At 74.9% G+C, this 23,151-nt stretch carries 20 protein-coding genes and 1 tRNA gene; 15 read left to right on the top strand and 6 right to left on the bottom strand.

The window, feature by feature from the left end; genetic code table 11:
* Positions 1 to 71: 71 nt before the first annotated feature.
* From J2S46_RS23930 to J2S46_RS23910, 5 genes are all read left to right on the top strand, one after another.
* Positions 72 to 995 carry a carbon-nitrogen hydrolase family protein gene (locus J2S46_RS23930; protein WP_191291092.1) on the top strand — a complete coding sequence of 308 codons (924 nt, stop codon included), beginning with the start codon at positions 72 to 74 and terminating at the stop codon, positions 993 to 995.
* Between the two features lie 126 nt (positions 996 to 1,121).
* Positions 1,122 to 1,655 carry a GNAT family N-acetyltransferase gene (locus J2S46_RS23925; protein ID WP_191291091.1) on the top strand — a complete coding sequence of 178 codons (534 nt, stop codon included), beginning with the start codon at positions 1,122 to 1,124 and terminating at the stop codon, positions 1,653 to 1,655.
* 78 nt (positions 1,656 to 1,733) lie between these two features.
* The gene (locus J2S46_RS23920) at positions 1,734 to 1,928 is read left to right on the top strand and encodes a hypothetical protein (RefSeq protein WP_191291090.1); all 195 of its coding nucleotides are present in this window, start codon (positions 1,734 to 1,736) and stop codon (positions 1,926 to 1,928) included.
* A gap of 491 nt (positions 1,929 to 2,419) precedes the next feature.
* A tRNA-Arg gene (locus tag J2S46_RS23915) sits at positions 2,420 to 2,492 on the top strand.
* Positions 2,493 to 3,062: 570 nt separating this feature from the next.
* Positions 3,063 to 3,626, top strand: coding sequence for an HPP family protein (locus J2S46_RS23910; protein ID WP_191291089.1), 564 nt, complete (start codon positions 3,063 to 3,065; stop codon positions 3,624 to 3,626).
* 101 nt (positions 3,627 to 3,727) lie between these two features.
* Here the strand turns inward: J2S46_RS23910 and J2S46_RS23905 are convergent, their stop codons facing one another.
* The gene (locus tag J2S46_RS23905) at positions 3,728 to 4,303 is read right to left on the bottom strand and encodes a TetR/AcrR family transcriptional regulator (RefSeq protein ID WP_191291088.1); all 576 of its coding nucleotides are present in this window, start codon (positions 4,301 to 4,303) and stop codon (positions 3,728 to 3,730) included.
* Between the two features lie 123 nt (positions 4,304 to 4,426).
* Between J2S46_RS23905 and J2S46_RS23900 the strand changes: the two genes are divergently transcribed.
* The 3 genes from J2S46_RS23900 to J2S46_RS23890 all read left to right on the top strand — a co-directional run bounded on the left by J2S46_RS23900 (position 4,427) and on the right by J2S46_RS23890 (position 8,132).
* On the top strand, positions 4,427 to 4,969 hold the full coding sequence (locus tag J2S46_RS23900) for a carboxymuconolactone decarboxylase family protein (protein ID WP_191291087.1): 543 nt from the start codon (positions 4,427 to 4,429) through the stop codon (positions 4,967 to 4,969).
* Positions 4,970 to 5,108: 139 nt separating this feature from the next.
* Positions 5,109 to 6,173, top strand: a complete 1,065-nt coding sequence (locus J2S46_RS23895; RefSeq protein WP_191291086.1) for a LysR family transcriptional regulator — start codon at positions 5,109 to 5,111, stop codon at positions 6,171 to 6,173.
* A 450-nt stretch (positions 6,174 to 6,623) separates the two neighbouring features.
* Positions 6,624 to 8,132, top strand: a complete 1,509-nt coding sequence (locus J2S46_RS23890) for a glycosyltransferase family 39 protein (RefSeq protein ID WP_191291085.1) — start codon at positions 6,624 to 6,626, stop codon at positions 8,130 to 8,132.
* A 279-nt stretch (positions 8,133 to 8,411) separates the two neighbouring features.
* On the opposite strand, the gene J2S46_RS23885 is transcribed toward J2S46_RS23890, so the two are convergent.
* The gene (locus J2S46_RS23885) at positions 8,412 to 11,000 is read right to left on the bottom strand and encodes a serine hydrolase (protein WP_191291084.1); all 2,589 of its coding nucleotides are present in this window, start codon (positions 10,998 to 11,000) and stop codon (positions 8,412 to 8,414) included.
* Between the two features lie 300 nt (positions 11,001 to 11,300).
* On the opposite strand from J2S46_RS23885, the gene J2S46_RS23880 reads away from it, so the two are divergent.
* From J2S46_RS23880 to J2S46_RS23870, 3 genes are all read left to right on the top strand, one after another.
* On the top strand, positions 11,301 to 12,029 hold the full coding sequence (locus tag J2S46_RS23880) for a GOLPH3/VPS74 family protein (RefSeq protein ID WP_073924993.1): 729 nt from the start codon (positions 11,301 to 11,303) through the stop codon (positions 12,027 to 12,029).
* Between the two features lie 336 nt (positions 12,030 to 12,365).
* Positions 12,366 to 13,223 carry a helix-turn-helix domain-containing protein gene (locus J2S46_RS23875; protein ID WP_191291083.1) on the top strand — a complete coding sequence of 286 codons (858 nt, stop codon included), beginning with the start codon at positions 12,366 to 12,368 and terminating at the stop codon, positions 13,221 to 13,223.
* Positions 13,220 to 13,429, top strand: coding sequence for a DUF397 domain-containing protein (locus tag J2S46_RS23870; protein WP_073924995.1), 210 nt, complete (start codon positions 13,220 to 13,222; stop codon positions 13,427 to 13,429). The genes J2S46_RS23875 and J2S46_RS23870 overlap by 4 nt, the downstream gene beginning before the upstream one ends.
* Before the next feature lie 103 nt (positions 13,430 to 13,532).
* On the opposite strand, the gene J2S46_RS23865 is transcribed toward J2S46_RS23870, so the two are convergent.
* On the bottom strand, positions 13,533 to 14,648 hold the full coding sequence (locus J2S46_RS23865) for an ADP-ribosylglycohydrolase family protein (protein ID WP_191291082.1): 1,116 nt from the start codon (positions 14,646 to 14,648) through the stop codon (positions 13,533 to 13,535).
* 244 nt (positions 14,649 to 14,892) lie between these two features.
* Between J2S46_RS23865 and J2S46_RS23860 the strand changes: the two genes are divergently transcribed.
* Positions 14,893 to 16,014, top strand: a complete 1,122-nt coding sequence (locus J2S46_RS23860) for a tyrosine-protein phosphatase (RefSeq protein WP_191291081.1) — start codon at positions 14,893 to 14,895, stop codon at positions 16,012 to 16,014.
* A gap of 148 nt (positions 16,015 to 16,162) precedes the next feature.
* On the opposite strand, the gene J2S46_RS23855 is transcribed toward J2S46_RS23860, so the two are convergent.
* The 3 genes from J2S46_RS23855 to J2S46_RS23850 form a co-directional block, all read right to left on the bottom strand.
* Positions 16,163 to 16,666 (bottom strand): beta-class carbonic anhydrase, encoded by a 504-nt coding sequence (locus J2S46_RS23855; RefSeq protein ID WP_191291080.1) that lies wholly within the window; start codon positions 16,664 to 16,666, stop codon positions 16,163 to 16,165.
* Between the two features lie 228 nt (positions 16,667 to 16,894).
* Positions 16,895 to 16,963: a putative leader peptide gene (locus tag J2S46_RS40910; protein ID WP_370882327.1), complete on the bottom strand. Its 69-nt coding sequence runs from the start codon at positions 16,961 to 16,963 to the stop codon at positions 16,895 to 16,897.
* Between the two features lie 160 nt (positions 16,964 to 17,123).
* Positions 17,124 to 19,712: a bifunctional FO biosynthesis protein CofGH gene (locus J2S46_RS23850; RefSeq protein WP_191291079.1), complete on the bottom strand. Its 2,589-nt coding sequence runs from the start codon at positions 19,710 to 19,712 to the stop codon at positions 17,124 to 17,126.
* Positions 19,713 to 19,904: 192 nt separating this feature from the next.
* Here J2S46_RS23850 and J2S46_RS23845 point away from each other — a divergent pair, with 192 nt between their 5' ends.
* The 3 genes from J2S46_RS23845 to J2S46_RS23835 are packed head-to-tail and all read left to right on the top strand — an operon-like array spanning position 19,905 to position 23,096.
* Positions 19,905 to 21,155: a LolA family protein gene (locus tag J2S46_RS23845; RefSeq protein WP_191291078.1), complete on the top strand. Its 1,251-nt coding sequence runs from the start codon at positions 19,905 to 19,907 to the stop codon at positions 21,153 to 21,155.
* Entirely contained in the window at positions 21,155 to 22,201 is a 1,047-nt protein-coding gene (locus J2S46_RS23840; protein WP_191291077.1) for an ABC transporter ATP-binding protein, read from the top strand. Before J2S46_RS23845 ends, J2S46_RS23840 begins: the two co-directional genes overlap by 1 nt.
* Positions 22,188 to 23,096, top strand: coding sequence for an ABC transporter permease (locus tag J2S46_RS23835; protein ID WP_191291076.1), 909 nt, complete (start codon positions 22,188 to 22,190; stop codon positions 23,094 to 23,096). The genes J2S46_RS23840 and J2S46_RS23835 overlap by 14 nt, the downstream gene beginning before the upstream one ends.
* Positions 23,097 to 23,151 lie beyond the last annotated feature (55 nt).

The following is a 23,151-nucleotide window of genomic DNA, read 5'->3' as shown; positions in this document are numbered from 1 at the left end:
GCAGCGGGCTCCCTGACCGCACCCGAGCCCCGGCCGGGAGGCCCCGGGCGGCACTCGGTTAGCGTTCAGCCATGCCGTCGACAGCCCCCGCAGACCGTCTCCCGCGCCCTGCCGAGCACCTCCTCCCCCTCCCCGGCGACCTTCCCGGCACCGTGCTGCGGATCGCCACCGTGCAGGCCCCGGTCGTGGCGGGCGACATCCCCGCCAATGCCGCGACGGCCGCCGCCCTGATCCGGGAAGCCGCCGCGGCCGGCGCCCGGGTGGTGCTCTTCGCCGAGAAGTTCCTCTCCGGCTACGAACCCGCCCTGATCGCGGCCGACCCGTCCCGGCACGCCGTCCAACAGCCCGCCGACGCCCGGCTGGCCCCGATCGCGGACGCCTGCCGCGAGAGCGCCGTCACCGCCGTGGTCGGCGCCGCCGTGCGGGACGAAGCGGGCGAGCTGCGCGTCTCCGCCCTGGTCGTCGGCTCCGACGGGGAGCTGGTCACCCGGTACGACAAGCAGTACCTCTTCAAGTCCGAGGCGGAGATCTACCGCCCGGGAACCACCGGGTGCACCCTCGAACTGGACGGCTGGCGGCTCGGCCTGGGCATCTGCTACGACTCCGGCTTCCCCGAGCACGCCCGGGCCGCCGCGCTGGACGGCTGCCACGCGTACCTGGTGGGCGCGCTCTTCAGCGTGGGCCACGGCCACCACGAGTCCCGGACGTGGTTCCCGGCCCGCGCCCTCGACAACACCGTGTACACCGTCCTGTCGAACCACATCGGGCAGACGGGCGGCTGGAACACGTGCGGTGCGAGCGCCGTCTGGGGCCCGGACGGCCGCCTGCTGGCCGAGGCCGGTCCGGACGCGCGCCAACTCGTCCTGGCCGACCTCGACCCGGCGGTCCTGAGCGCCACCCGGCAGTCCGAGCCGCTGCTCCATGACTTCCGTTCCGGCCCCGCCTTCCGTTCCGGCCCCGCCGTCGCCGAACGGCTCCTGCACCGCCTGGGCTGACCCACCCCGGCACCGGGCACCGTGCCCGACCGCCCCGGTCCGACCACCCGGTCCGACCACCCGTTCCGACCGCACCGGCCGTGCGTCGGGGCCTCTTAGCCGCCGGGCCGGGCTACGCTCCGGCCCATGCCCGGTTCCCTGCACGGCGCCCTGGTCACCCTGCGCCCGGCCACGGCCGCCGACATCGCCGTGCTGGCGGCCATCCGCGCCACGCCCGAGGTCCGCCGGTGGTGGCGCGGCGGCCCCGACCTGCCCGCGGAGATCGCCGAGGACCTGGCGGACCCGGGTGCCCACACCTATGTGGTGCTGCACCAGGGCCTGGTGGTCGGCGCGATCCAGTGGTCGGCCGAGGAGGAGCCGGACTACCGGCACGCCAGCATCGACATCTTCCTCGGCCCGGAGGTCCACGGGCGCGGCCTGGGTACCGACGCCGTCCGCACGCTGGCCCGGCACCTCTTCACCGAACACGGGCACCACCGAGTGGTGATCGACCCGGCGGCCGACAACGCGGCGGCCGTCCGGAGCTACACCAAAGCCGGGTTCCGCCCGGTAGGCGTCATGCGGCGCTACGAGCGCGGTCCGGACGGCAGCTGGCACGACAACCTGCTGATGGACCTGCTCGCGGACGAGCTCCCCGGCCCCGGCGGCCCGGCGTCCTGAAGGCCCGGCGCCCTCCGGGGCCCGGTCCGCCCGGCGCCCTCCCGGTAACCTCCCAGCGCCGGAATCCGTTGATGGACCATGAGAGTGATACCTGCGCAATGGCGGCCACCCACCCTCGCCGACGACGAAACGGTTCTGCACCCGGACGAGCCGGACGAGCCGATCTTCGACGAGCTGGTCCACCGGTGGACCAGCGCCGGCCGTGCCGTCCCCGGTCGCCCCGACAACGAGTGGACGACCCTGGTCAGCCGCGCCCCCTGGCCACGCCGCTAGGGGCCCGCCCCGCGCCGAGCCCCGGGCAGGCCCCGGCCCGCCCCGGCCCTGGAGGGCCGCACCGACCACCGGACGCACCGCACGCACCTGGAGACCGCGGGACTGATCCTGTGTCACAACTCCACACCGCCACCCCGCCGGGCCTCCGCCCGCGGCCTCGCCCGGTCACCTGCCCGACCGTGGCCCCGCCCTGCGCGCCCCGCCGCCCCGAGGGCGCGTCCGACGCCTGCGCGCCCGTCCGCCCGTCCGCGCGCCCCCTCGGTGGGCATCCGGACGCCCGCCGGAACGCCCGCACCGCTATGAACGGAACTGGGGCGATCTCCACAGGCACCATCCGCTAGTCTGTCAGGGGTCAGCAGGCCATCCCGCTGCGCACTCGGCCGGGCGCCCTCCACGGCACCACCGAGCGCGACGCCGCGCCGGCCGACCAGGACGTCTGCGGTCCGCGCCGAGCAACCCCCAGGGGTGCGGCGAGGCCCGCTGGACACCCCGCCTCAGTAGCTCAGGGGATAGAGCACGGCTCTCCTAAAGCCGGTGTCGCAGGTTCGAATCCTGCCTGGGGCACAGCGCGCGCGAGCGCGTCGCAGGACCATGGGCCGGCTCAGGGGTATCCCCGGGACCGGCCCTTCGTGGTTCTCGGGCTGTGGGCGGCCGCCCCTCCGACGACCGGTCTCCACCCCGGCCGGGAGCAGCGTCGGCACCAACCCGGTCGTGGAGCCACCCGGCTGACCAATGCTCACCGAGGGTCCGAGCGGCGGCACTCCCCCGCCGTACGCCGAGCCGTGCTGCCCCGGAACCCCGCGGTCGCGCTCGCCCGCTCAGCTGCCGGCCCGACCTCCAGGAGCGCTGCTCCTGCCATCGGCTTCTCGTATGGCGGCCATGCCGGATGGCGATCGGCCCGCCGGACGCCCGCGAGTGCTGCGACCTGCGCGTACGGCGTTGCACCGTCGCGCACGCCCGCCCGGCTTCGGTGCTCCGGGCGTCGGCCGGGCCGCCGGCGCGACGCCCCCGGGCCTATCGTCCCCGAGTCCGGACAGCCACCCCGACGCGCGCCGGGCCACCGCACCCCGGGCGGTACGCCACCCGTCCGCCGGTGGATCCGCCCGCCGATCCACCCGAACAGGAGAGACCGCCGTGAGCCGTTCCATCAGCAGTCCGCCGGCACCGGCACAGCCCATCGACGCGGCGCCCCCTCCGGCCTCGTCACCCGAACCGCCCGGGCCGACCCCACCGTCGGCACCGACGCTGCGGGCCGCAGCGCTGAGCACCCTCACGACCACCGCCGCCCTGCTGGTACTGGTCGCTCTCGGCCGGGCGAGCGGCCTGCTGCTGATGATCGCCCCGCTGGCCGCAACCGCGATGATCGTCTGCGCCTCCCCCGCCCTGCCGCCGGCGCAGCCGCGGAGCGTGCTGCTCGGCCAGTGCCTCTCGGTGCTGGTGGGCCTGACGGCCGGTGCCCTTCTCGGCCGTTCGCTCTGGGTCGCGGCCCTGGCCGCGGGCCTGTCGGCCGGCCTGATGGGGATGCTGCGGGCGGTGCACGCACCGGCCGCGGCCACCGCCGTCCTGGTGGTCGTCCAGCATCCGGCACCGGTGCGGTTCCTCCTGCTGCTGGCGCTGGGCAGCGTGCTGATCGTGCTCGTCGGGACCGCTGCGGCGCGGATCGGCGCGATCGGGAGGTACCCGGCCCGGTGGTGGTGAGGCCCGCCGCCGCCTCGGCTCCCTCCTCGTCCGGTGTCCGGGGCGCAGAGGCTCCCGGGGCCGGGGCGCAGAGGCTCCCGAAGCCGGGGCTGGAGCCGCGGCTACGGCTGCGCTTCGCGTTCGGCGGCCCGGAGCAGCGCGGACGCGACGGCGCGGGCCCGCGGGGCGGCCTCGGTGCCGCCCTCGCGCAGGGCGGTGACGATCGCGCCGTCCGCGAGCAGGGCGAACTGGCGGGCCAGCGTCGCGTGGTCGCGGTACCCGCCGTCGACGAGCAGCCGGTCGAGGTAGGCGATCACCTTCTCCTTGTGCTCGGCGGCGACGTGGTGGGCCGGGCTGCTCCGGTCGGCCTCCTCGATCATGGTGTTGATGAAGGCGCAGCCGCGGAAGTCGGCCGCCTCGAAGCGTTCGGCCAGCCCGTCGAACAGCGCGAGCGGGAGCTGCTCCGGGCCGAGGGTGCTGCTGTCGACCGTCCGGCTGAGCCAGGCGCGCCAGTTGGCGTCGCGGCGCCGGAGCATCTCGACGACCAGGTCGTCCTTGCTCGGGAAGTGACGGTAGAAGGAGGCCCGTCCCACCTCCGACTCGGCCAGGATCCGTTCGACGCCGACGGCGCGGATCCCGTCCTCGTAGAAGAGGCGTTCGGCGGCGATCAGGAGTCGCTCCCTGGCATTGGTCGGCACCCCAAAACGGTACCACTCGGTACTGAACTGCCGACGGGCCGTTGACGCAAGACGGAACCGATCGGTACCGTCCTATTCGGTACCGATCGGTTCCGTCACTGTCTCAGGCCAAGGAGGGACGTCATGTCCCGGATGCCCCAGCTCACCGCCGACACCGCCACCGGGGAGCAGCGCGAGCTGATCGAGGACACCCGCAAGCAGCTGGGCCGGGTGCCCAACCTCTACGCGGCCATGGCGAACGGGCCGGCCGCCCTGCGCGGCTACCTCGCCCTGCGCGACTCGTTGGTCGGCGGCAGCTTCGACACCCGCCGGCGCGAGCAGCTCGCTCTCTTCATCGCCCAGCGCAACGGCTGCACCTACTGCGTGTCGGCGCACAGCCTGCGTGGCGAAAAGGTCGGTCTGTCCCCCGAGGAACTGCTGCTGACCAGGCAGGGCTCCGACACGGACCCGCACATGGCCCAGGTGCTGCGGATCACCGGCGAGGTCATGGCCACCGGCGGCCGGGTCACCGACGAGGCCGTCGCCGAGGCCCGCCGGGCCGGGGTCACCGACGCCGAGCTGGCCGAGATCGTCGCGCACATCGCGCTCAACGTGCTCTCGAACTACTTCAACCACCTGGCCGAGCCGGACCTGGACTTCCCGCTGGTCGACGCGCACGCCGCCTGACCGCCCGGCCGGGCACCGCGACCGCCCGGGGCCGGCCGGCGACCGGCCGGCGACCGGCCAGGATCGGAACGGACGGCACGGAACGGCACGGCACGGCACGGCACAGCACGGCCCACCAGTCGGACAGGGGGACGACGGCATGGACATCGACGCCAGGACCCTGCGCACCTTCTGCGCGGTGGTCCGAAGCGGGTCGTTCACGGCGGCCGCCCGCCGGCTGGGCTACTCGCAGTCCAGCGTCACCGCCCGGATGCGGGCCCTGGAGCGGCAGATCGGCGAGCCGGTCTTCGAGCGGCTCCCGGCCGGGGTGCGGCTCACCCCGGCCGGCGCCACGCTACGCGAGTACGCGCAACAACTCCTCGGCCTGGTGGACGAGATGGAGGAAGCCCTCCGAGGCCCGGCGGCCGCCCCGCCACGGCTGACGCTGGGCCTCACGCCGGCTCTCGCGCATGCCGAACTGGTCGCCCGGACGGCCCGGTTCGCCCGCCTGCTGCTCCCCGGGTGGCGGATCGGACTGCGGACCGTGGGCGGCCGGGAGATCCCGGCCGCCCTGCGGGCCGGCGCCCTGGACGGCGCGCTGCTGCTCCCGGGCACCGTCGCCGGGCCGGGCGAGGGCGACGACCGCCCGGCCCCGGGGGACCTGCGGGCGACCGTCCTGAAGGAGCTGGAGTTCACCGCGGTGACCGGCGCCGGCCTGCGCCGTCCGGCCGGCGTCCGGCCCGGAGCACGACCACGCCCGGGACGGCCGGAGCACCCCGGGCGACCGGACGGGCCGGCCGAGCGGCCCGACGGGCGGGGCCGCCTCCGGCGGACGGGCCGGACCGCCGTGCCGGCCCCGGACCGGGTGCTGGTGACGGATCTCGACTGCCCCTCCCAGCGCTGGCTGCCGGAGTACCTGCGCCTGCGGTACGGCCTGCCTCCGGAGCGCCTGGAGACCGGCTCGGCCGACGGCGCGGCCGCCTGCGTCCGGGCAGGTCTCGGCTGCGCCATGCTCCCGGCGGGCCTGGCCGCCGCCGGGTCCGACGACGGGCTGCTCCCGCTGCCCGACGTGCCCCGGCTGCGCCTGCCGGTGGCGCTGGTCTCCGGGCGGGCGGGCGGCCTGCGGGAGGAGCACCGGGAGGCCCTGGCCGAGGCCCTCCGCCTGGCCTTGGGCGACGCCCCCGTGAGCCTGTACCGGGCCGTGGCCCCGAGCGGTACCGGCTGAGGTCCGGCCACCGGCGGTGACGGGCCACGCCCTCGTCCGGGTGCCCGGTGCCGCCGCCCGGCATCCCCGCGGACCGGCCGGCCACCGGAGGCCGCGACGGCGCCGGTCCGGCCTCCCCGGCCAGGCCGCAGGGCGGACCGGGCACGCGCCTGCGCGGGGGCGGGGAAGCCCGCCGGGTCCGGAACGGGGCGCGGCGAACGCGGCCGCCTGGCGCCGGCCGTCACCGTACGTGACGCCCGTGGGTCGCTCGGCACACGGTCACGGACGGCGTCCGGCAGCGCCCGCGCGGGCGCCGGGGCGGACCGGCCCCGAGGACCGTACCGGGGCGAACATTTTCAGGAAACCGGATGAATCGTCAGCGCTCATCTCCAGTAGCCTGGGAGCCGTTCCGGTCGCCTGTCGGCCCGGTGCTTCCTCATGACGCTCCCTTCCAGCACGAGGCTCCGCTCCATGACGCCATCCGCATCCGCCCGCACCGTTTCCCGGCTGACGGGCAGTGTGTGGATATGGCCCGCGCTGGTCGCGCTCTGCGTCGGCGGCTACCGGATGACCACCCCTGGCCTCTGGCGGGACGAGGTCTCCACCTGGACCGCCTCCACCCGCAGCCTCGGCGACCTGCTGCGGATGCTGGACCACGTGGACGCCAGCAACGGCGTCTACTACGTCCTGATGCACTTCTGGACCTCCGTCGTCGGCGACTCGACCGTCGCCCTGCGGCTACCGTCCGTGCTGGCGATGGCCGGCGCCGCGGCCTTCTCCGCGCTCACCGCCCGACGGATGTTCGACAGCCGGGTGGCGGGCCTCGCCGCCGGGCTGCTCCTGGCGGTCGTCCCCAGCATCTCCCGGTACGCCCAGGAGGCCCGCTCGTACGCGCTGGTCACCTGTGCGGTGGCGGCCGCCACCTTCCTGTTGCTGCGGGCCCTGGACCGGCCCGGCCTCGGCCGGTGGGCCGCGTTCAGCGCCTGCCTGGCGCTGGCGGGCGGCGCCCACCTGATCTCGCTCAGCACGGTGGGCGGCCAGCTGGCCCTGGTGCTGCTGCACCTGTGGCGGACGCGGTCCGCGCCGGACCTCCGGCTGCTCTGGCACTACCCGCTGGCGGTGGCGGCCGCGCTGGCGCCGGTGGTGCCGCTGATGCTGCTGGGCAGCAGCCAGTCGGACCGCCAGCTCGGCTGGATCCCCACCCCGACCGTGTACGCGTTGCGCGGCTTCGGCAAGCAGTTGTTCGCCTCCGCGGACGTCTACCACGTGTTCGGAGCCCTGGCGCTGGCCACCCTGCTGTGGTCCGGGCGGCGGCTGCCCGCGCTCCAGCTGCTGCTGCTCGCCGTGGTGCCGGTGGTCGGGGTCTGGGCCGTCTCGCTCGGCGAGACCTCCTACTTCATCGACCGCTACCTGCTCTTCACCCTGCCCGCCTGGGCCTCGCTGGCCGGCGGCGGGGTGGGCGCGCTCTACGCGACGGCCCGGCGCTGGGCGCCGGCCAGGGTCTGCGCGGTGCTGGCCCTGGCCCTGCTCGCCGTGCCGGCGGTGCTGGCCCTGCCGCAGCAGCGGGCCCTGCGCGGCGCGTTCTCGCACGAGTGGGACGACGACTACCGGAGCGCCGCCGCGGTGATAGCGGCGGGCTTCCGCCCCGGGGACGGCATGGTCGCCCCGTACGGTGAGAAGAACTGGGCGATGATCGGGCCCGGCGTCAACTTCTACCTGCCGCGCAACCTCCACCCGTTCCCGGTGTTCCTGCAGAACACGGCGGCCCAGGCCGAGGACCTCTTCCCGACCGAGTGCCCGGTGGCCAACCAGTGCCTCGGCCGGAGCGGCCGGATCTGGGTGGTGACCTTCGAGGGCGCCGCGGACCCGCTGCACAGCCTGCCGGGCCCCCAGGCGAACGCGCTGCTGGAGCAGTACCGGCCGACCGAGGTCAAGCAGATGCGGGGACTGACGGTGTCGCTGCTGGAGCTCAAGGGCTGACCGGTGCGGCGGCCGGGCGCACCCGCGCACGGCGCGTGAAACGGGACGAGGACGGGGCGAAGGACGGGACCCAGGGGCCAGGACGGGACGGACGGTTGCGACCGTCCGTCCCGTAGCAGTTCCGGCTCGTCCCGGCGGCACGGGTGGGGCACGCCGGAAGGGGCCGGAGGTGCCGGTACGACGAGGGGCGGGGTAAGGACCGGGCACAAAGCGGCCCGCCCGCCCGGCCGCAGAGCGGGCCGGGCGGGCGGGCGGAGCCAGCGGGTCGGAGCAGTCGGGTCAGAGCAAGCGGGTCAGCCGCGCCAGGATCGACGGCGGGGCCAGGTCGGACTTCAGGGCCACCGGGACCTCGACCCTGCCCTCGCCCACGCCGGCCTTGAGCACGCCCACCTGGGTGCCGGCCTTGGCGGTGTGCCCGACCGTGGCCGGTTCCAGCGCCAGGGTGGCGGTGATGCCGTCCCAGCCGGCCACGGTGACGTCCTTGGTGGCCACCACCGGGACCTTGCCGCCGAGGCCGTCGTCCACGAACCCGACGACGTCGCCCTGCTTGGCCAGGGTCTGCCCGGTGAGGGCGCCCTGCGCCGCCGTGATCTGCTTGGCGCTGACCGTCTGGACGGCCTTGAGGATGCCCTCGGTGGCCGTGCCCGGCTGTCCCAGGGTGACCCCGAGGATCATCCGCCGGACGCCGCCGATGTCCTTGACGGCCGCCCACATCAGGCAGCCGCCGGCCGGGGTGCTGGAGCCCGTCTTGACGCCGATGACGCCGTTCTTCGGGGAGAGCAGGATGTTGGTGTTGAACACCTTCTGCCCGTTGAAGTTGGTGTCCGGTTCGGCGACGACCTGGCGGAAGATCTCGTTCTTCATGACCTGCTCGGCGAGCTTCAGCTGGTCCTTCGCGGTGCTCTTGGTGTCCGCGTTGAAGCCGGCCGGGTCGACGTAGCTGGTGTTGGTCATGCCGAAGCCGGCGGCCGCCTCGTTCATCTTCCGGACGAAGGCCTCCTCCGTGCCGGAGTCCCAACGGGCCAGCAGCCGGGCCACGTTGTTGGCCGACGGGAGCATCAGCATCTCCAGCGCCTCGTACTGGGTGAGCTGCTGGCCCTCGGTGAGGGTGACCTTGGACTGGTCGGCGTCGCTGGACTCCTGGGCGGCCTGCTTGTCGACGGTGAGCTTGGGGCCGGTCTCGCCCTTCTTCAGCGGGTGGTCGCGCAGGATCAGGTAGGCGTTCATCACCTTGGTGACACTGGCGATCGGCGCCGGCGTCTCCGGGCCGGAGCTGCCCATGTCGCCCACGCCGACCACCAGGGCCGCCGACTGGCCCTTGGCCGGCCAGGGCATGGCCAGCGGGCTGCCGGTGAAGGAGAAGCTGGTGGCCACGCTCAGCCCGACCGTGGGCCGCGGCAGCGGGCGCAGCAACTGGGCCGCCACCACGACACCGAGCACCAGGGACAGGAAGACCGTCCAGATGGTGATCCGCTTGAGCGCCCGGCGCAGCGGGGAGACCGGACGGGCACTGAGCGCGGCCAGCACCTGCATCGCCTCGGAGGTGGTCTCCGGCTGCGGGAGCGGCTCGGGTGCGGGCAGCGGCTCGGGTGCGGGCAGCGGCTCGGGTGCGGGCAGCGGCTCGGGTGCGGGCAGCGGCCGGGGCCCGGGCTCCGGGAGGGGCTCGGGACCGGGCTCCGGCCGGGGGCCGGGCTTCGGCGCGGGCGGCTCGGGCAGGGGCTCGGGCTGAGGCTCGGGCTGAGGCAGCGGGGCGGGCGCGGGCGGCTCCGGCACCCGGCCGCCGACCGGGGGCTCGGGGCGGGTGGCGCGCAGCGGCTGCGGCTTCTCCAGCTTCTCGGTCCGGACGAGGTCGGGGGAGGGCGCGGCGGCCGGCTCGACGGTCCGTCCGGCGGCGGGCGCCGCATCCGGGTCGGCGGCCGGCTCGGCTACCCGCTCGGCGACCGGCTCGGCGGAATCGGCGGTGCGGTCGGCCGTGCGGTCGGCCGTCCCGGGCTTCGCCGACCGGCCGGGCGGGCGGGTGCCGGGGCCCGCGCCGTCCCGCATCGCGAGACGCGGATCGACCGCGGCCGGCCGCGCCGGGGCCTCGTCCGCGGCGGCGCCGACGACGGCGGGCTCGGCGGCCGGCTCCTCGGCGGCGGGCGCGGCGGGTTCGGCGACGGGCTTCCCACCAGTGCTCTTGTCGGCCTCGACGGCCGAGGCCGGGCGCAGCACCTCGCCGGGGAGGCGCAGCGCGGTGGTCGCGTTGTCCGCCGGCAGGCGCAGGGCGGTGGTCCGGTTGTCCACTTCGCGGACACGCAGCTGCACGGTGGGACCGGCCTTGGCGGCCTTGGCCGACGGGGTTTCCGGGGCCGGGACGGTCAGTTCGAGCGTCAGGTCGGCGGGCACGGCGGGCACGGCGGGCGCGGGCTCCCCGGCGCCGTCCGGGCCGCTGTCCGGGGCGGAGTCCGCGTCGCGGTCCCCGTCCCTGCCCTCGGCCCCGTCCCGGTCCTCGTCCGGGCCCTTGCGCGCGCCCGTCCCGGCGTCCGGCCCGGCCGCCCGGGCGGTGGCCCCGGCAGCGGCGCCGGCGGCCGCGGTGACGGCAGTGGACCCGGCGGCCCGCGGACGCCCCGCAACAGCAGCCGCACCCGCACCCGCAGCACCGGAGGCCACGTCCGCGGGCAGGCGCAGTTGCACGGTCGGGCCGGCCGGCACCGTGGCGCCGGCGGCGTCCGCACCGGCAGTCCCCGCCGCACCACCCGCGCCGTCCGCACCGGCAGCACCGCCCGCGCCCTCAGCGCCGGCAGTGCCGGCCTGCGGCCGGGCCGGCGGGGTCTCCCGCTCCTGGTCCCGCTCCCCGTCGCGCAGCACTCTGTCGGGGGACTCACCCACGTAACCCAGCCTCCTCATACGCCTGGCGGGGCACCGGCCGACCCGAATTCGGGAAGCCGCCACCCCGCCCCATGTACCTGTACAGTCTCCGCCACGCGACGGCCGATCCGGCCACCCACACCCCGTCCGACCGGCGGTTATTGCGGTCGTACGGCCGTTCCCAGGCCCGTCCGGTGTTCAGACGCCCGCCTTGGCGCCGCTGGTTCCCGCCTCGTGGCGCAAGGTCACGATTCGGAGGCGTACTCGACAAGGCCGTGTGAGAGGCGTCACTCTGTCATTCATCCACGCGGGGAGGCTTGGATGGGCAAGAGCCGCAGAACAATTCCCGAGGAACTCTTGTTGCTCGCCCTGGACCCGACCACGGGTACCACGGCGCAGCCGCAGACCCTCGACCTCGGACTCGCCGGGGCACAGCTCGTCGAGCTGTCCCTGGCCGGACGGATAGTCCCGGATGGGGACCGGATCGCCGTGGTGCTGCCACGACCGACCGGCGACCCCACTCTGGACCACGCCCTGGAACTGCTGCGCCGTCGTGGCAGTCCGGTACGTGCGGCGCACTGGATCGGCGGGCCCCGGCTGGGGCTCCGGCAGACCTACCTGGCGCACCTCGAACGGTGCGGCATGGTGACTGCGGTGCCGGGACAGGTGTGCGGGGTCCTTCCGACGACGCGCTACCAGGCGTCGGACGACTGCTCGAACGCCGCCATCAAGCAGCGTCTCGACACGTCGATCCGGACCGGTGTGCCGCCGGACCCGAGGACGGCCGCACTGGCCGCACTGGCCCACGCCGTGGGCCTCGGCAAGCATCTCTACCCGGGCAACGAGGGCAGGTCGTCGCGGTCACGGCTGCGCGACCTGATCCGTTACGACCCGCTCGGTGGGATGGTCGCGCACGCCGTGATGGACGTGCAGAACGGCCTTCCGTCCCAGCAGGGCCGAAACAACAACGCCCAGTCGGCCGCCGCGCCGGTGCCCGGCAGCCGGCAGCCCGGCGGCCGGGCCGTACCCACCCGGGTCGGTGCCCGGTGAGCCGACGGTCCGGACGGCGCGTGGCGAGCGGCGCGCGCCGATAGTCGCGAGTGAGCAACCAGCAGGTATCGAGGGGCGGTCGCCCGGCACGGAAGTCGCCGGGTGGCCGCCCCTCTGCCGTACCCAGCCGTAGTGTCGCTCCTACCACCCAGGGACGGCCGCCGTCTCGCCGAAGCGCTTTTCCGATGATCTGTTCTACTGCGCTCCCGCGATTCCCCGGCGCCGACCCGATCCAAGGTGGCATGCTGCTCCAAGTCAGGGGGGTTGGTACCAATTTCCACACTGTTCCGAGGATTGCCGGTCCAACGAGCACCAGAGGCCCGGCCGGAGGTCGATGTGTCCGCGAGCATCAATCCCACAGTGCGCCGCCGAAGGCTCGGCGCCGAACTGCGGCGCCTGCGCGAGACCCTGGGAATGACGGCCGAGGAGGTGGCCGGCCGGCTGATGGTCTCCCAGTCCAAGATCAGTCGGCTGGAGAACGGCCGCCGCAGCATCAGCCAACGGGACGTCAGGGACCTCTGCGACGTCTACAACGTGGACGACGAGCGGATCCGCGCCGGGCTGATGGAGATGGCCAGGGAGTCCCGGCAGCGCGGCTGGTGGCACGAGTTCAGCGACATCCCCTACAGCGTCTACATCGGCCTGGAGGCGGAGGCCTCCTCGATCCGGGCCTACGAGTCCTCCTTCGTGCCGGGGCTGCTGCAGACCCAGGCGTACGCCGAGGCCGTGGTGCTCGGCACCCAGCCGGACACCGACGCCACGGCCGTGTCGCGGCGGGTGGAGGTGCGCCTCAAGCGGCAGAGCCGGATCTACGGGGAGAACCAGCTGGGCAGCCTCTGGGCGGTGATAGACGAGGCCGTGCTGCGCCGCGAGGTCGGCGGCTCCGAGGTGATGTACCGCCAGCTGAACCAGCTGCTCGAACTGAGCGCCCGCTCCAACATCAATCTGCAGGTGATCCCGTTCTCGCACGGCGCCCACCCCGGCATGACCGGGACATTCTCCCTGATGGAGTTCCCCGAGTCCGCGGATTCGACGGTTGTCTACTTCGAAGGGGTGACAAGCGACCTCTACCTGGAGAAGGACGCCGACGTGCGCCGCTATACCGGACTGTACGACCACCTGAGGGCCGCGGCCCTGAGTGTCGCGGAGAGCCGGTCACTGATAGCCAAGATCGCAGAGGGGTACCAACCATGACCACCACGTCCGAGAACGGCCTCACCTGGCGCAAGAGCAGCCACAGCGGCGGCAACGGCGCCTGTGTGGAGATCGCCGTGCCGAGCGCGGCCGCCGTCGCGGTACGCGACTCCAAGGACCCCCACGGTCCGCAGCTGCACTTCTCCAAGGAGGCCTGGGCCTCGTTCGCCACCGCGGCCGGCTCGGGATCGTTCGGCGAGATCTGACCCGCCCTCACTTGTTGTCACAGTCCGCCCGCACCGGTGCCCGCCGTCGTCCGGCGGAGGGCACCGGTACCACGCCCGCCCCCGGCACGTCCGTCCCGCCGGGTCAGCGGACCACCGGGTAACGCACCGCCCAGGCCGCTCCCTCCCCCGCGTCCTGGCCGTGCAGCTCCGGTCCGTGCATCAGCTCCAGCACGAAGTCGTCCGCCAGTTCCAGGATCGTCCCCCGGCCCTCCAGCGCGGCCAGCAGCTCCGGCGGCAGCGCGGTGTCCCCGTGCAGCGCGCCGAGCAGGTTGCCGCAGATCGCACCGGTGGAGTCGCTGTCCCCCGAGTGGTTGACCGCGAGCAGCAGCCCGGACTTCACGTCGTAGGCCACCAGCGCGCAGTAGACGCCGATCGCCAGCGCCTCCTCCGCGACCCAGCCCTCGCCGAGCGCCTCCACCCGCTCCGCGGACGGCTCCCCGGCCCGGACGGCGTCCAGCGCGCCCCGGAGCGCCGCCGTGGTCTCCTCGTGCGACGGCCGCTCGGAGAGCAGGGCCAGCGCGAGGTGCACGCCCTCCTCCAGGGTGCCGCCGCGGGCCACCGTGTGGACGATCACCGCCAGCGCCCCCGCCGAGAGGTAGCCGGTGGGGTGGCCGTGCGTCAGCACCGAGCACTCCACGGCCAGCTGGAATACCAGGCCCGGCTCCCAGGAGGTGAGCAGCCCGAACGGCGCGGCCCGCATCACCGTGCCGCAGCCCTTGGAGTGCGGGTTCTTGGGGGCGTCCAGGGTGCCCAGGCGGTCCGCCTGCGGACCGGAGAGCCCGGACAGGCAGGCCTGGCCGGGTGCCCGCTGGGCGTACAGCCACTCCTCGCGGCCGAGCCAGCCGAGGTCCGGGCGCCGCTCGTCCGGCCCCCAGTCGCGCTGGGTGGCGGCCCACCGCAGGTAGGCCAGGTGGACGTCGGTGGGCGGGTGCCAGCCGCCGCTGTCCCGGCGGATGTGGGCCCGGATCAGGCCGTCCACGGTGAACAGGGACATCTGGGTGTCGTCGGTTATCGCACCGGTCCGGCCGTAGGCGGGGACGTAGCCGGTCACCCCCTGCGGGCCGTGCGCGGCCTGGATCTTCTCCAGCGACTCGAACTCGATGCCGGCCCCGAGCGCGTCGCCGATCGCCCCGCCGAGCAGGCAGCCGCGCACCCGGCTCCGGAAATCCTGCTGCTGCGCGCGTGACCACAGTGGCATCACGAGTCGGAACCTTTCGTCCAGAGGTCGCGGGAGCACCGCTCCCGGCCCTCGGCCCGGGAGGCACCCCCAAGCCGGAGGTTGGGGCAACCGCGCCCGACGACGGTTCGCGCGCCCCCGCACTGTATTCGAATTGTTCGGCGGGTTGACCGGTTCCCTCGCAGAGCAGCTCTTCAACAAACTGTTGCCACCCCGCCATCCGGCGGCCACGGGCCACCACCCGGCGCTGCCTAGCGTCCCGATCATGACCACCACCCGCACCCGCCTGACCACCGCACTGGCCCTCACCGGCGCGCTGACCCTCGGCTCCCCCGCCCTGGCCCTCGCCGCCGCCCCGGGTCCGCAGGACGCCCCCGCCGCCGCCTCGCGGACGGCCGCCCGGCACGCCGTCCCCTTCACCGCGGCGAGCGCCGTCCAGCAGGCCGACGGCAGCTTCACCCTGACCTGGACCGCGCCCGGCACCCGCCACGTGACCGTCTTCGCCGGCACCGACCAGGAGGACGTCCGCCACCGCCGGCCCGTCGCCGAGGCCGCCGGCTCCGCCACCGTGACGGTCACCGGCCTGGCCGCGGCCGACCGCTGGTTCTTCGAGCTCGTCCCGGACCGCGGCGAGTCGCTGGTCGTCGCCGACCGCTCGCTGCACCTCGCCTCGGCGCCCAACTTCCGGGACGCGGGCGGCTACCGCACCGCCGACGGCCGCTGGGTGCGGTTGGGCGTCGTCTACCGCTCCGGCGACCTCAGCAGGCTCACCGACGCGGACCTCGCCAAGCTGCGCCGCCTCGGCGTCCGGCAGGTCTTCGACCTGCGCACCCCCGCCGAGCGGAAGAGCGCGCCGGACCGCGTCCCGGCCGGCGCCGCCGTGGTCGACGCCAACGTCCTGGGCGCCGCCGGCACCGGCGCGTTCGACGTGACCAGCCCGCAGGCCGCCGTCCAGGTGATGATCGACGCCGAGCGCACCATGGTCTCCGCCGACAGCGCCAAGGCCGCCTACCGCACGGTGCTCGACTCCCTGGTGGAGCGCGACGACCAGGGCGTGCTGTTCCACTGCACCGCTGGCAAGGACCGCACCGGCTGGGCCGCCGCCGCGCTGCTCACCGCCCTCGGCGTGCCGCGCTCCACCGTCGAGGCCGACTACCTGGCCAGCAACACCTACCGGGCGGCCGAGAACGCCGCCACCCTGGCCCAGCTGCCACCCGCCTACCAGGCGGTGTACAAGCCGCTGCTGGACGTCCGGCCGGAGTACCTGAACGCCGGCTTCGACGAGGTGCAGCAGAGGTTCGGCTCCTTCGACAGCTACCTCCGCTCCGGCCTCGGCCTGGACGGCCGCGACCTGCGGGACCTGCGCAGCCGGCTGCTGGTGGGCTGAGAACGGCGGACGGCGAGGGCCGGCCCCGCCCGGCGGTCCGGGTGGGGCCGGCCCTCGCCGTCGGGCGCCGGGGCCGCGGGCCCGGTGGTTCGGCGGGCCCGGTGGTTCGGCTGGCCCGGTGGTTCGGCTGGCCCGGTCGGCCGAGGGGTCAGGCCACGACCTCCTGCAGCTTGCCGGTGGCGACGTCCAGCACGAATCCGCGCACCGCGTCGGTGTACGGGACGAACGGGCTGTTCCTGATCCGCGCGACGGACTGCCGCACATCGGTGTCGAGGTCGGCGAAGGCCTCGGCGGCCCACGGCGGCTTGATGCCGGTCTCCTCCCGGATCGACTCCCGGAAGGCGTCGTCGGAGAAGGTGAGCATGCCGCAGTCGGTGTGGTGGATCAGGATGATCTCGCGGGTCCCGAGGAGCCGCTGACTGATCGCCAGCGAGCGGATCGCGTCGTCGGTCGCGACCCCGCCCGCGTTGCGGATCACGTGCGAGTCGCCCTCGGCCAGGCCGAGGACGCCGTAGACGTTGAGCCGGGCGTCCATGCAGGCGAGGACGGCGGTGCGGCGGGCCGGCGGCAGCGGGAGCGGTCCGGTGAAGGAGGCGGCGTAGTCCGCGTTGTTGGCGAGGTACTGCTCGGTGGCACGGGGGTTCTCGGTCATGACCGACTCCGGATTCGCTGGCTGGAGCACACGGGGGCGGGCGGCCCGCCGGGCGCGCTCCCCCGGCGGGGAGGGCGCGGCGGGTCACCGCGGGGAGGAGGGGCCGCGGCCGTCAGGGGCGGCGGCCCGGGCACGGGCCGGACGGCGTCGGGCGACGCGGCCGGGACCCGGCGGGAATGGACGAACGTGGGGGCGGGCCACCGGCCCGGCCCTGGGCGACCCGGTGGGTCAGCCGCGACAGCCGGTGCTGGACACGCGGCAGAGGTCGACGTGTCGACGCCGCACGAGCACGCTCATGGCGCCAACCTAGCGCGGGCCGTGACGGCGGGTCCACGGCCCGCGGCGGAGCCGGCGGGCGTACGGGCGCGCCGGGCCGGCGCCCGGGGCCGCCCGCGCGCTCCAGCGGCGCCCCCGGTCCGCGGGGCTCCCGGTCCGCGGGGCTCCCGCGCCCCGGCCGCTACTCCAGGACCGGCAGCAGCGCCGGCAGGTGGCCGTCCGAGGCCAGCGCCGCGGCGCGCCGCTCGGCGGGCACCTCGCCGTACGTGGTGGTGCGCTGGCGGTGCGGGCGCCCGGCGGCCTCCGCGATCGCCTCCAGGTCCCGCACGGACTTGTAACTGCCGTACGCCGAGCCGGCCATCCGCGAGATGGTCTCCTCCATCAGCGTGCCGCCCAGGTCGTTGGCGCCCGAGCGGAGCATCTCGGCGGCGCCCTCCGCGCCCAGCTTCACCCAGCTGGTCTGGATGTTGGGGATGTGGGTGTGCAGCAGCAGCCGGGCCATCGCGACCACCACCCGGTTGTCCCGGGCGGTCGGGCCCGGCCGGGCGATGCCGGCCAGGTAGACCGGCGCGTTGGTGTGGATGAACGGCAGCGTCACGAACTCGGTGAAGCCGCCGGTGCGCTGCTGGATCCCGGCCAGCACCCGCAGGTGCCCGAGCCAGTGCGCCGGGGTGTCCACATGGCCGTACATCATCGTGGACGAGGAGCGGATACCCAGCTCGTGCGCGGTGCTGACCACCTCGACCCAGGTGGCGGCGGGCAGCTTGCCCTTGGTCAGCACCCAGCGGACGTCGTCGTCGAGGATCTCGGCGGCCGTCCCGGGGATGCTGTCCAGGCCGGCCTCCTTGGCCTGCTGGAGCCAGTCCCGGACGGACAGGCCGGTGCGGGTGGCGCCGTTGACGACCTCCATCGGGGAGAAGGCGTGCACGTGCATCCCCGGCACCCGGGCCTTCACCGCGCGGGCGATGTCGAAGTAGGCGGTGCCCGGCAGGTCGGGGTGGATGCCGCCCTGCATGCAGACCTCGGTGGCGCCGACGTCCCAGGCCTGCGCGGCCCGGTCGGCGACCTGCTCCAGCGAGAGGGTGTAGGCGTCGGCGTCGGTGCGGCGCTGGGCGAACGCGCAGAACCGGCAGCCGGTGTAGCAGACGTTGGTGAAGTTGATGTTCCGGGTGACGCAGTAGGTGACGGTGTCGCCGACCGCGTCCCTGCGCACGTCGTCGGCGATCCGGCAGAGCGCGTCCAGCGCCGGGCCGTCGGCGTGCAGCAGCGCGAGGGCCTGGTCGTCGGTCAGCCTGGTCGGGTCGTCGGCGGCCACCGCCAGCGCCTCGCGGACGTCGCCGCTCAGTCGCTCCGGGGCCGCGCCGGCGACCTGCTCGCGCAGCGCCTCCCAGTCCCCGTACACGTCCTCGAAGTCGGCCCGGCGGTCGCCGGTGCGGCCCTCGGTGTCGATGGTGCGGTGCAGGTCGGTCCGCCCGTACGAGGCCGGCAGGTCCTCGGGCTCCTGCCAGGGCCGGCCGGCCGGCATCGCGCCCTCGCGGGCCAGGCCGGTGACCGGGTCGGCGAGGGCGTTCACGTGCGGCAGGATCCGCGGGTCCAGCCAGGGCTCGCCGCGCAGCAGGTACTCGGGGTAGACGGTGAGGCGCTCGCGCAGCTCGAAGCCGGACTCCGCGGTGCGGGCGGCGAGGTCCTCGATGTGCGGCCAGGGCCGCTCCGGGTTGACGTGGTCGGGCGTCAGCGGTGAGACGCCGCCCCAGTCGTCGATCCCCGCGCCGATGATCAGCGCCCACTGCGCGTCGACCAGGTTCGGCGGCGCCTGGATCCGCGCCGAGGGGCCGAGCACCAGCCGGGTGACGGCGATGGCGGCGGCCAGCTCCTCCAGTTCGGCGTCCGGCATCGCGCGCATCGCGGTGTCCGGCTTGGCCCGGAAGTTCTGCACGATCACTTCCTGGATCGCGTGGTACTGCCGGGCGGTGCGCCGGATGGCGAACAGCGCGTCGGCCCGCTCCTCGTACGTCTCGCCGATCCCGATCAGCACCCCGGTGGTGAACGGGACGGCGCTGCGCCCGGCGTCCTCCAGCACCCGCAGCCGTACCGCCGGCTCCTTGTCGGGCGAGCCGAAGTGCGGGCCGCCGGGCTCGGACCAGAGCCGGGTGGCGGTGGTCTCCAGCATCATGCCCATCGAGGGGGCGACCGGCTTCAGCCGCTGGAAGTCCGTCCAGGTCAGCACGCCGGGGTTGAGGTGCGGCAGCAGGCCGGTCTCCTCCAGCACCCGGATCGCCATCGCCCGCACGTACGCGAGGGTGTCGTCGTAGCCGTGCGCGTCCAGCCACTCGCGGGCCTCGGGCCAGCGGTCCTCCGGGCGGTCGCCCAGCGTGAAGAGGGCCTCCTTGCAGCCCAGCGCCGCGCCCTGACGGGCGATCTCCAGCACCTCGTCCGGCGAGAGGTACATCCCGTGCCCGGCCCGGCGGAGCTTGCCCGGCACGGTGACGAAGGTGCAGTAGTGGCACTTGTCCCGGCAGAGGCGGGTGAGCGGGATGAAGACCTTCTTCGAGTACGTGACGACCCCCGGGCGGCCCGCCGCCTCCAGCCCCGCGTCGCGGACCCGGGCCGCGCTGGCGCAGAGGTCGCGCAGGTCGTCACCGCGGGCCTGCAGCAGCACCGCGGCCTCGGCCGCGTCGAGGGCCACGCCGTCCCGTGCCCGGCGCAGCGCCCGCCGCATACCGTTGCTGGTCGGGCCGGGTGTGCCGGGGGAGGCCTCGGTTGCGTCCATGCCGCGACGATACGCCAGCATTCGACCTCGGGAGGACCCAACCCTGAGGTGGGATCAGGGTCACGTCCGTCGTCCGATGGTCCGTGAGACGTACGCGGATCTGGCCCTGCAGAGCGATGCCGCGGGGCGGTCCGAAGCGTCTAATGGAGCAGGAAGGGCGATCCGCCACGGGCTACGGAGGGGTTGAACGTGATGACGGACCACACGACGACTGCGAACGGGGAGGGCGGCGCGCCGTACCGCTCCGGGCGGCGCACCGCGGTGCGGATCCTGGTGCCGGTGGTGGTGGCCGGCACGGTCGCCGCCGGCATCGGCCTGGTGCCCGCGCTGGCCGACGGACGCTCGCCGGAGCTGCCGCCCCTGACGGCGGAGCAGCTGGTGGCGAAGGCGCTCGGCACGCAGACGCAGAGCCTCTCCGGGACGGTGCGGGTCAGCGCCGACCTGGGGGCGCCGTCCCAGCTGCTCGGCGCGGTCGGCGGCCTCGGCACCGGCGGCCAGGGCGGCGGCGCGCAGGGCTTCGACCCGTCCGCGCCGGCGCCGGAGTCCAAGCTGGTCGGCCTGCTGGGCGGGGAGCACACGCTGCGGGTCGCGGTGGACGGGCCGGACCGCCAGCGGATCGGGCTGATCGAGCAGTTGGCCGGCTACGAGCTGGTGCGCAGCGGCGACCAGGTCTGGGCCTGGGACAGCGCCTCCAACGAGGCCTTCCACCTGGCGCTCCCGCAGGGCGACGGGCAGCGGGCGGCGACGCCCGGCCTGCTGGCCGGCGTGCCGGTCACCCCGCAGGAGGCGGCCCGGCGGTTCCTGGCCCTCGGCGCGGGCACCACCTCGGTCACCGTGGACGGCACGACCACGGTGGCCGACCGGAAGGCGTACCAGCTGAGCGTGAAGCCCACGCAGTCCGGCTCGACGCTGGGCGAGGTGCGGATCGCCGTCGACTCCGGCACCGGCGTGCCGCTGGCCGTGGTGGTGAAGGCCACCGGTGGCGCCACCGTCTTCGACGCGCACTTCAGTGACGTCTCGTTCGCCAGGCCGGACGCCAAGACCTTCGAGTTCGCCCTGCCCAAGGGCGCGAAGGTGGTCGAGCAGAAGGCCGGCGAGCGGCCGGCGGCCGGGCAGCGGGGCGGCGGCGCGGCCGACGCCGGCCGGAGCGCCGAGGAGGCCCGGGCCGCCAAGGACTCCCTCAACGTGATCGGCGAGGGCTGGACGACGGTGGTCAGCCTCAAGCTGCCCGCCACGGAGATCCCCGCCGGGGCGGCGGGCCGGCACGGCTCGGAGGTGGCCGGGCAGAGCGTGCAGTCGCTGGCCCGGGCGCTCGGCAAGCCGGTCAAGGGCGGGTCGCTGATCAGCACCAAGGTGCTGAACGCGCTGGTCACCGATGACGGCCGGGTGTTCGCCGGCGCGGTGACGCTGCCGGTCCTGCAGAGTGCGGCCGGAGTGAAGTGATGGTCCAGGCTCCCTCCACGGAGCCGACCGGGGGCCGGGCCGCGGATGCGCGTCCGGCCCCCGCGGTCGCTCCCTCCGCCACTTCCACCGCCCCGGTCCCGGCGGCCGACCAGGTGATCAGCACCACCGGCCTGACCAAGCGCTTCCGCGGCGGCCAGCTCGCGGTGGACGGCCTCGACCTGACGGTGCCCCGGGGCAGCGTCTTCGGGTTCCTCGGTCCGAACGGCTCGGGCAAGACCACCACGATCCGGATGCTGATGGGCCTGATCGCGCCGACCTCCGGGCGGGCGACGGTGCTCGGCGAGTCCATGCCGCAGTCGGTGGGCAGCGTGCTGCCCCGGGTCGGCGCCCTGATCGAGGGGCCCGCGCTCTACGGCTTCCTGTCCGGGCGCGACAACCTCGCCCGCTACGACGCGGCCGACCCGACCGCCGACCCGCGCACCCGGGACCACCGGGTCCGGGACGCCCTGGACCGGGTCGGGCTGACGGCGGCGGCCGGCAAGAAGGCCCGCGCCTACTCCCTGGGGATGAAGCAGCGCCTGGGCCTGGCGGCCGCCCTGCTGCAGCCGCGCGAGCTGCTGGTGCTGGACGAGCCGACCAACGGGCTGGACCCGCAGGGCATGCGGGAGATCCGGTCGCTGATCCGGGAGGTCGCGGCGGAGGGCACCACGGTGTTCCTCTCCTCGCACCTGCTGGACGAGATCGAGCAGGTCTGCACGCACGCGGCGGTGATGTCGCGCGGCCGGCTGGTGGTGCAGGGCACCGTCGCCGAGCTGGCGGCCCGCGCGCAGGGCCGGCTGGTGGTCCGTACGGAGGACACGGCGGCCGCCGCCACGGTGCTGGCCGCCCACGGGCTGGCCGGCGTCGTCACCGCCGAGGGCCGGGTGGACGCCGAGGCCGGCAACGCCGCCGAGGACGCGCTGCCCAAGCTCTGCGCGGCCCTGGTGGAGGCCGGGGTGCGGGTGCGGGGCTTCGGCCTGGAGCGGGGCACGTTGGAGGACGCCTTCGTGGCGATGACCGGGGAGGGCTTCGATGTCGCGGGTTGACACGGTGGCGGAGGCCGGGTCGGGCAGAGCCGCCGGGGCGGTGCCGGTGGCGGGCGGGCGGCGGCCGCGGACGGCGGCGGGCGGTCTGGCCCTGGTGCGCAGCGAGCTGTCGCTGACCTTCCGCCGGACCAGGACGATCGCGCTGCTGGGCATCCTGGCGGTGCTGCCGGTGCTGATCGGCACGGTGGTCCGGATCGAGACGGGTGGCGCCCGCGGCGGGGAGGGGCCGGCCTTCATCGCCCAGGTGACCCAGAACGGGCTGTTCCTGGTGTTCACGGCGCTGGCCGTGGCGCTGCCGGTGTTCCTGCCGATGACCGTCGGCGTGGTGGCGGGCGACTCGATCGCGGGCGAGGCGAGCACCGGCACCTTGCGCTATCTGCTGGTGGCGCCGGCCGGGCGGACCAGGCTGCTGGTCGCCAAGTTCACGGCCGGGCTGGCGTTCTGCCTGGCCGCGACGGCCACCGTCGCGCTGGCGGCGCTGGCGACCGGCGCCGCCCTCTTCCCGCTCGGCGAGGTGACGCTGATCTCGGGCGACACCATCGGCTTCGGCGAGGCGCTGCTGCGGGCCGTCCTGGTGGTCGGGGTGGCGGCCTGCTCACTGGCGGGCCTGGTGGCGATCGGCCTGTTCATCTCGACCCTGACCGGCAGCGGGATCGCCGCGATGGCGAGCACCGTCGGCCTGGTGATCACCGTGCAGATCCTGGACAGCTTCCCGCAGCTGCACGCCGTGCAGCCGTTCCTCTTCACCCACCACTGGCTGACCTTCGGAGATCTGCTGCGGGAGCCGATGTACTGGGACGGCGTGCTGAAGAACCTCGGGCTGCAGGCCTTCTACGTCGCCGTCTTCGGCTCGGCCGCGTGGTCCCGCTTCACGAGCCGGGACATCACCGCCTGAGCGGGCGGGCCCGCACCGCCCGCGCCGGGTTTTCACCGCCGGTGCGGCCGGGCCC

This window comes from Kitasatospora herbaricolor (assembly GCF_030813695.1).
In the GTDB taxonomy this organism is placed as follows: domain Bacteria; phylum Actinomycetota; class Actinomycetes; order Streptomycetales; family Streptomycetaceae; genus Kitasatospora; species Kitasatospora herbaricolor.
Note: the sequence above shows the minus strand (reverse complement) of the source record. Positions and strands in the feature narration are given on the sequence as shown.